Source organism: Mesorhizobium sp. FG116 (assembly GCF_057809835.1).
Map to the genome: position 1 here is coordinate 1 of NZ_JBMDKS010000053.1, position 7,833 is coordinate 7,833.

9 protein-coding genes are annotated in these 7,833 nt (G+C 60.0%); all 9 read right to left on the minus strand.

The genetic code is table 11. The features are described 5' to 3' along the window. The coding region (locus ACODTY_RS22695; protein WP_488996444.1) for a type IV secretion system protein at nucleotides 1-523 on the minus strand (523 nt) is incomplete at its 3' end. Between the two features lie 226 nt (nucleotides 524-749). Then, entirely contained in the window at nucleotides 750-1,535 is a 786-nt protein-coding gene (locus tag ACODTY_RS22700; protein WP_488996445.1) for a conjugal transfer protein, read from the minus strand. Between the two features lie 38 nt (nucleotides 1,536-1,573). Then, entirely contained in the window at nucleotides 1,574-2,743 is a 1,170-nt protein-coding gene (locus ACODTY_RS22705) for a lytic transglycosylase domain-containing protein (RefSeq protein ID WP_488996446.1), read from the minus strand. Nucleotides 2,744-2,747: 4 nt separating this feature from the next. Beyond that, nucleotides 2,748-5,237, minus strand: a complete 2,490-nt coding sequence (locus ACODTY_RS22710; RefSeq protein WP_488996447.1) for a VirB4 family type IV secretion/conjugal transfer ATPase — start codon at nucleotides 5,235-5,237, stop codon at nucleotides 2,748-2,750. Then, nucleotides 5,234-5,518 (minus strand): VirB3 family type IV secretion system protein, encoded by a 285-nt coding sequence (locus tag ACODTY_RS22715; RefSeq protein ID WP_488996448.1) that lies wholly within the window; start codon nucleotides 5,516-5,518, stop codon nucleotides 5,234-5,236. The genes ACODTY_RS22710 and ACODTY_RS22715 overlap by 4 nt, the downstream gene beginning before the upstream one ends. Before the next feature lie 41 nt (nucleotides 5,519-5,559). Continuing rightward, nucleotides 5,560-5,931 (minus strand): TrbC/VirB2 family protein, encoded by a 372-nt coding sequence (locus tag ACODTY_RS22720; RefSeq protein ID WP_488996449.1) that lies wholly within the window; start codon nucleotides 5,929-5,931, stop codon nucleotides 5,560-5,562. After that, complete coding sequence (locus tag ACODTY_RS22725) at nucleotides 5,928-7,061, minus strand: lytic transglycosylase domain-containing protein (RefSeq protein ID WP_488996450.1); 1,134 nt, start codon at nucleotides 7,059-7,061, stop codon at nucleotides 5,928-5,930. Before ACODTY_RS22725 ends, ACODTY_RS22720 begins: the two co-directional genes overlap by 4 nt. Further along, entirely contained in the window at nucleotides 7,051-7,509 is a 459-nt protein-coding gene (locus ACODTY_RS22730) for a hypothetical protein (protein WP_488996451.1), read from the minus strand. The genes ACODTY_RS22725 and ACODTY_RS22730 overlap by 11 nt, the downstream gene beginning before the upstream one ends. Beyond that, nucleotides 7,506-7,655 carry a hypothetical protein gene (locus ACODTY_RS22735; protein WP_488996452.1) on the minus strand — a complete coding sequence of 50 codons (150 nt, stop codon included), beginning with the start codon at nucleotides 7,653-7,655 and terminating at the stop codon, nucleotides 7,506-7,508. Before ACODTY_RS22735 ends, ACODTY_RS22730 begins: the two co-directional genes overlap by 4 nt. Nucleotides 7,656-7,833 lie beyond the last annotated feature (178 nt).

A 7,833-nucleotide genomic window follows, 5' to 3' on the forward strand; every position in this document is an offset into this window, starting at 1 on the left:
GCGTCACACCGGTCAGAACCAGAAGCATGGGGATCAACCCGCCGCCAACAATGAACAGGTCGAGCAACGCGCCGACGATCGAGCCGATCCATCCACCGGCCTGCGCCGTCGCGATCGCAGAGGCGAACTCATAGACTTTCTCGGCGACCTGACGCACTTGATCCGCCATGTTGGCGCCGCCGGCGATCCCGGCCATGCGCGAGGAAAGTGCTGCGCCGAGCTGCTCCGGCGTTTCCAGGATCAGCCTGCCAACTTCCTCATGGAAGACCGACCAAGACATCACGAAGGCATAGGAAAGCGCGACCTTGCAGCCGGTGATGGCCATGTCCTGGAAACTGATATGGGTTCGGCCCAATGCTCCCCATAGGAAATAGATGATCAGAAACAGAGCCAGCAGGGAGGTGACGAGTCCCTTGTTCTCGGCAAACAGCCCCCAGGCCCGCTCGATGGTATCCTGGTTGATCTTGTCGAAATAGGTGAGTGCAGTGCCGTAGAAATTGGTCAGCCCGTCCCTCGGATCCATCTGGTAGCCTCCGATTAGAACTGGTTCACCGGCCTCATGGGGCCACAGTCATCGCTCATCTGCTGGACAATAATCCCGCCAGCAGTTCTGGTATTAGAATCCTCACCGTACGCCAATTCGCTGACCGGATTTTCATCTGGCGAACACTTGGCCAAACGCTCCTTCGGACCGGCGCAACCGGCAAGACCAATCAGGCAAGCTGCCAATAGGATGGAGCCGAGTAGTTTCACTGCGATTGAGCTTCGAATTGTTCAAGTTGCTTCCTGACCGACTGACCCTCCTGGTGCTGGCCGTTATGTCTACGTGCGGCACCTGCGGCGAAAGTCTTCAGAAACTGCGATTGCTCGGAAAGTGCTGCCTTGTACCGTTGAGATTCCAGCACCACGGCATTGTTCAAGGCACCCACCGCTTCGTTGGCGGTCTGGTTTCCCTGCAACACCATTTGGGTGTTCTGCTCCAGCGCCCCCTTCATATCCTGGGCGGTGCCGATCTGGCCGGCGGCATTGGTGAACGCGCTTGTGCGCTCCTTCGACGCGGCGTTCATGGCGTCCGTCATCGCGGTCAAGGCCGTGAGCGTTTGGACCCCCTGATTGTACGCTTGGTTCGCGCCGGTGAGCTCGCCGCCGGTCACCGCGTCCTTCACCATCTTGACGAGGTTCAGGCCATTGATGACCTGAGCCGCCATGTTCTGGTACTGCCCGCCAATCCCGCCGAACGATGCCTGATTGCCCTGCAGGATCGCCCCGAAATCCGGTGCCTGGCTCATCGTGAAGCCACCGCCGGTCGCGAGCGACGAGAACTGGCTGGCATCCTGCGTCCTGTCGCCGGTGATCGCCTGCAGCGTCCGCGTCGTGTTGTCCTTGATGATGGTCGTGTCCGACTGGATCTGCGAGGTCAGCGCTTTGATCTTCTCGTTGACCGCCGTGTTGGCGCCGTCCGTGACAGGCATCTGCGCAAACGTCGCCGTCGACAACAGCAGTGCGGTCGCACTTCCAAGAATGATCGTCTTCATCGTTTCACGTCCTTTCGCTTCGTTACCGTTCAGATCACTCACTGAGCGCGTCGGCTGTCGACGATCGCGACCAGCCCGACCACGTCGTCGTCCATCGCCCCGAAGGTGGCATTGAGCCCCTGTATCCGCGCCTGTTCCTGCAGATACCGAAGCAGTCGCTGGATATCGGTGGTCGACGATTGCGGTGGGACCGCATAGCAACGCGTCGACCCCGTGTTCACCACCGTCGATGGGCAGGCGATTTCGGCGATCTTGATCTCGCCGGAGCCGTCACCGAAATTGCCGTTTTGACCGGTGCCGGATCCCCTCAGGAACGCCGACGCCTCTTTCAGTTGCCCAAGCATTGTCTGCTGCTTCAGCTGGTTCGCCTCAAGCGCCTTGCCGACGAAAGTGTTCCACGTCTCGGCCCGCTGCAGCTGCGCCTCGGTGTTGCGGTCCATCGCCTTCTTTATGGCTTCGCCGCAGCCCGCTGGTGTTGAGACCATCTGAGGGACCGGAACCCCCATCGGTCTTTGGTCGCCATATTGCCGCTTGTTGCTGTTGTAGTACTGGCTGACCATCTTCACATAGTTCTGGGTCTCGGGAATCTGCGGTATGTTGCCGTTGCGCAGGGACTGTCGATCCGGTCCCGCATTGTAGCCGGCGGCCGCCAGATCAAGCCGTCCAGGATACGTGCCCATGATCTGTTTCAGATACGCGACCCCCCCACGAATGTTGTCACGAAGGTCGTAGGGATTGACGCCGAGCTGGGCGGCGGTTGCCGGCATTAACTGCATCACGCCGCGCGCGCCGACCGCGGAAACCGCACTTTGACGGAAACGCGATTCCTGCTCGGCGATCGCCATCGCGAAATTCGGATCGATCCCCTGGCGCCGGGCTTCGTCCGCGACCAATTGCCGGACCTGCTCCTGGCTTGCATTGCGCGGATTGTTCGGTCCGATCTCGCTGCCCCAGCCAGCGCCGCCGCCAAAGGACGAGCAGTCCATTCCGCCGATGCCCTGCCCTGGTGCATAGCTGTTCGTCGTGTCGCCCGAATTGCCGCGCGTGGTCTGCTGGTTCTTCCGGTAGTTGTCGTACCACTGCTGCGTCGTCTGCTGGATTTTCAGCCGCGCGCTGTCAATCACCGGAACCTGCGCATGCGCCGACGACAGCGTTGCAGTCGCCAGAAATGCCGCCGCTATCGTCCCGCACAGCATCGGTCGTAGCATCGTCTCACCCCTTCCAGTCGCAGAATTTGTCCAGCCAGTCGCGCGGGTCCTCGCCATGTTCCTCGCGCAGCATTTCGACCTGGCGCACCGTGTCCTCGCGGCCGGACAGCACCTTCACGAAATCCATCATGTGGCTCATGTCGACACGCGCCACGACGCTGTCGCGCGCGTGCTTGATCAGAACGAAGCGCTCAGCCGGATCGCCTTCCTTGACCCAGGTGAATTCGGCATCCGACAGACCGAACGGCTTCTTGAGGCTCTCTTCGTCAGCCTTTGGGAACGGAAAGAAGATGTTCGTCGAGGTCTGCTCGATGATGGTGCGCGACACGTTCGAGCGCACCACGTCGTCAGGGGACTGAGTGCCGAAGATGATCATCCCGTTGCGCTTGCGGATGGTCTTGAAATAGTCCTTCATCGAGCGCTTGAACTCCTCGTCGTCGAGAAGCTTCCAGGCCTCGTCCATCAGATTGATCACCGGCGTCTTGCCGTCATAAATCTTGTCGAGGCGATGAAACATGTAGAGAAGCGCGGCAGTCCGTGCCTGCGGATCTTCCAGTATCGAGGTCATGTCGAAGCCGATCATCGGCCTGGAAATGTCCAGGCGATCCTCGGCATTATCAAACAGCCAGGCGTATTGCCCGTCCTCGACCCACTTATCGAGCCGCGCCATCAGGCCGGATTCGGTGCGCTGCGATCCCGCGAGAAGCGAGCGCAGTGCCGACATGCGTCGGAACTTCACATCGCCAGAGGACATGATCTGCTTGATCGCGGAGCGGATGATCTGCTCCTCCTGGGGGGTCAGTGACTCACCCTCGCGGTTCGGCTTCAGCATGAAGCTGATCAGTCGATAGAGAAACACGCGATTTTCTTCCGTGTTCTCCATCATCAGAGGGTTCCAGCCCGACGGCTCCCCCGGCTCCAGCGTCATGTACGTGCCGCCTGCGGCGCGCACCATGATGTCCAGTCCGCGGTCCTTGTCGAAAACCACGGCTTTCAGCTCGGGATTGACCCGATAGGCCTGATTGATCAGGAACGACATCAGCACCGTCTTGCCGGAGCCGGTTGGGCCAAACACCGTCGTGTGACCGACATCGCCCTGATGGAAATTGAAGAAAAACGGTGTCCCAGACGTCGTCTCAAAAATCGTGATCGCCGGGCCCCAATGGTTGCCGTCCAGCTTGCCATAGGGATAGGCATGGAACGACGACAGGCCGGCAAAATTCAGTGTCGAGATCGTTGCCCGTCTGGCGATATAGGCCTGGTTGCCGGGCAACTGCGCCCAATAGCACGGTTCGCAATTGAGGTCCTCGCGCACATAGCTGGCGCCAAGGGCGCCGAACTCCGAACCTATCACGGCCACCGCCTCGTCTAGGGCGTTCATGCTCCTGGCGATCGGCATCACGGTCAGATGATGTTCGGCGAACGCCACGTTCTTCCGCGCCAGCTGGTCGCGCGCGAAATCGAGATCGCTCTGGATAGAGGAGCCGCCTTCATCGGATTTCGACAATTGTCGATCCAGACGATCGATCTTGTAACGGGCGGCCTGATCGTCAACGAATGACAGAGATTGCGTGACCACCATCTCGAAGGGCTGCTTGAGCACATAGTCGAGCATCCCGGCGCCCGTCTCCGGTGGGTACTCCTTCAGCGAGATCATCGCGGCATAGCGATCCTCGCCCCGGGTGTCTCCCTCCAGGTGGATCGTGCGATTGCCGAATGTGGTCCGACGCGACGGTACCATCTCGTCGATAGGCATGTTGCTCAAGAGCATCGGCCGAACTTTGCCCGCATTGAGCAGGGTATAGAAAAACTCGCACTGCTCGGAAAACCAGACGACACGCGCATCCGGATCAAGGACTATGTCCTCGCTTACGTCGCGATAGATCCGCCGGCCATCCGGCATCGTCGCCTCGACGCGCTTTACATCGCGCAAGACCTGCGGCCCGTACGGGTCGAGGCTCTTCTCCAGCGCTCGCGTCGCTTCGAGCAACTTGTCGCGCATATGGCGAAGTTGCTCACGCGCCACCACTGAGCCGCCGGCGCCCAGGATGCGGCTCAAAACTGTGCCCTTCTTGAACACGGGTCGCACCACCAGCGACACATAAGTGTCGTTCACGAACATCTCGTTCTTTGAGATGCTGTCCTGATAGACCGCGTCCATGCGGGCCATGAAGGGATCGGCAAAGTTGCCCGGCAGCGACGGCTTCACCTTGTGTCGTACGACATGGGTGTACAGCGCAAAGCTGCCGAGGTTCGAAATCGCCCGAAATGCTGTGTTGCGCTGACGCTGCAGCAGATTAACGTAGTCAATGTCCGCGGTCTCGAAGGAAAAGCCGTTAAGGCGCAACGTAGTCACGAGACAGTCGTTCTTGAGCCGGATGATCCCGTTCTCGATCGGCGCGAAGTACGGCACATGCGTCGAGACACCCTTGTCGACGAAGATGTCCCATCCCCGACTAAGGTTTGACCGCAAGGCAACCGCAACTGTGGTCATTTCCCGTATGTCCTGATCCGGCCTCCAATCCGCCTTCCGAGCGGATTGACGCCGCATGCACTGTGCTTCTGCAGGATGTCGAAGAACCACAGATCGATCTTCGTGCTCACCACGTATAAAATCGAATGCTGGACGATGAAGGCGGCCGGGAACCAGAGAATGGAGCCGAGCGCCAGGAACATCATGAGAGAGGTGAAGCACTCAGCCAGAAAGAAGGTGTAGGGGATGCCCATCACCGTCGGCGGCCGCGTCATCGCCAGGATGACCCGATAGGTGTCCACGATCTCATCTTCATCCCTGTTTGCCATGACGATGTAGGCGCTTACCGCGCGCCGCCGGCTAGAAAGTCGACAAGCTCGGCCGCCGCGAACATGCCGGCGAGCGAACCGCCTACCCGCAAAAGCGCACCCCAGCTCCAGTAGCCAAATGCCGCGGCTAGAAACATGCCGATAAAGGCGATCGCGCCGATGCTGCGCCCAAACGGGCCGGTAAAGAACTGGACGATACGATCGGCGGCGTTCTGCAGGGCCTGCAAGTTCTGCGCTGCTGCCGGTTCGATCGCCGACATGAACAGGATTCCCGCGCTCACCGCCGCCATCGTCGAATGCACGATCACCCGCTTGCCGCGCGGTGAATTCCACCCCGCCCGGGCGGCGTCTTTCAGCCCGCCGCAAAATGTCTTCATACTGTTCATAGGCTGCCTTCCTCTTTGACTTTCACAGGCCCGTCCAGGGGCTGTATCTGCCCAGCCGCATCCAACTCTTCAGGCGCAGGGCCGCTTGCGGAAAACACCAGCATCGTCGCTCGCGCGGCGTTCGAGACCCCTCGTTTCGCCGCCCTCAGTTTCCCGTTTGATGGGAAGCCTTCGTGCATCCGTCTGACAGCCGCGATGTCGCCGGGCGTATATGCGTGGGTATAAAGCCCCACCACCCGCGTCACGTAATCAGCCGTTTCGCGGATCAGGGGCAGCGATGTGCGGACGTCCACCTTCGGCTCGCCGGCATTGTAAGCGGCGGCAACGAGCACCGGATTGGCATACTTGTCGACCAGGACTTTCAGGAATCTCGCCGAAGCGCGCACATTCTGCACCGGATCCGTCAAGTCGCTCGCGCCATATGCCGTTCCCGTTTCCGGCAGCATCTGCATGATCCCGATCGCCCCTGCCCCGCTGATCGCCTCGGGATCGAAAGCGCCGTTCTCGGCTCGGGCGATCGAAAGCATCAAATTCGGATCGACGCCCTCTTCGTACGCCACCTGGACGATCAATCGCGCCACACTCGCGGGCATGCCGACCAGCAGGTCTGGCCGTACCTTCGCATCGACTTGGCCAGTCTCTGACGATCGCCTCAAACCCGCGGCATTTGCGATGCTTTCAGCCGACAGATCCTGCTGCGGCTCAACCTGAAGAGGCTCGGGCCGATAAGCAAAGACATTGGCACTTGCTCGAATGGCCCTCACCCGGATCGGCACGGGGACAGCTTTCGCCACTGTGCTCTGCGCCGCATCTCCGCCGGCGCGGGCGGAAAATGCCTGATCGCTCAGCGCGGTCGCCGTGCCTGAGGGTCGACTTTCCAGATCCCCACCGAACGCATGAAGGGGCATCACCGCGCACAAAAGCGCGACGGCCCTCAAGCCGTGGACGCTGGAATATCGCGTCGCTCTCCTCGTCAAAAGCCGCATTCTTGATCCCGGAGCGTTGGACTGTGGATTGCACTCTAGTATAATCCAGCATGCTCCAGTCAAGCCAAAAATATCACTATCGTATAATTTTTGTGCCAGATTTCCAACTTCATCAATCGTGCAGGGGCCACAGTCAGGGGCCATTTCGCTCCCAAGGATCACGCTTCCGCCGATAACGCAGTTGCTCCTGGTCGCCGAGAAATTTGCCCAGGTTGACCGCCGTGCCGCCTTTGACGAAGACCGATCCCGCGTCTGCTCCAGTCGGATACCCGACGATACGGCACAAGTAATTCGGCAATGGCCTGTTCACGCGCCCAATTTGGTAGCAACCGGTGATCTGGTATTGATACTCGTCGCTCAGGGTCTGGAGTCGACGGTTCTGTTGTTGCACCGGACCGAGCCGATATGGCTGGAAATGCGAGGCGGATGTTTGCACCAGCTGGCATTCCGAAAATGTCCCGTACGCCTTGCATCGCGTCAGCTTCAGCCCTGCCCACGGACGTGGAACGGAATAGCTCAACGGTTCGATCGGTGACGCGCATCCTGCCGCAGCCACACCCAACGCCATTGCCGCGGCGATCGAAATCTTCATTCAATTCTCCCTTCGGCCCAGGCGTAACCGCCTTCCATCAGTCCATCGACAATCTGCTGGAATGCGAACAGGCAAACGGGTCCTGTATCGTCGATGCAGCTCAGCGATGTCAGAGCGATCTCCGCCTGCGCCAACTGCTCCACCATCGTTGCGATTTGTCGGCCCGAGACCGCCGATAGTGCCGACCACAATTTTCTGGCCCGTGGTTCCCGAACTTCGTCGACCAGGCATAAAGTCCGGCAGACAGGTCCAACAGGATTTCGATACGTCCTTGGCCGCGATCACAGCTACGGCAGGTTCCGCGGGCCACAACGGCGAATGACG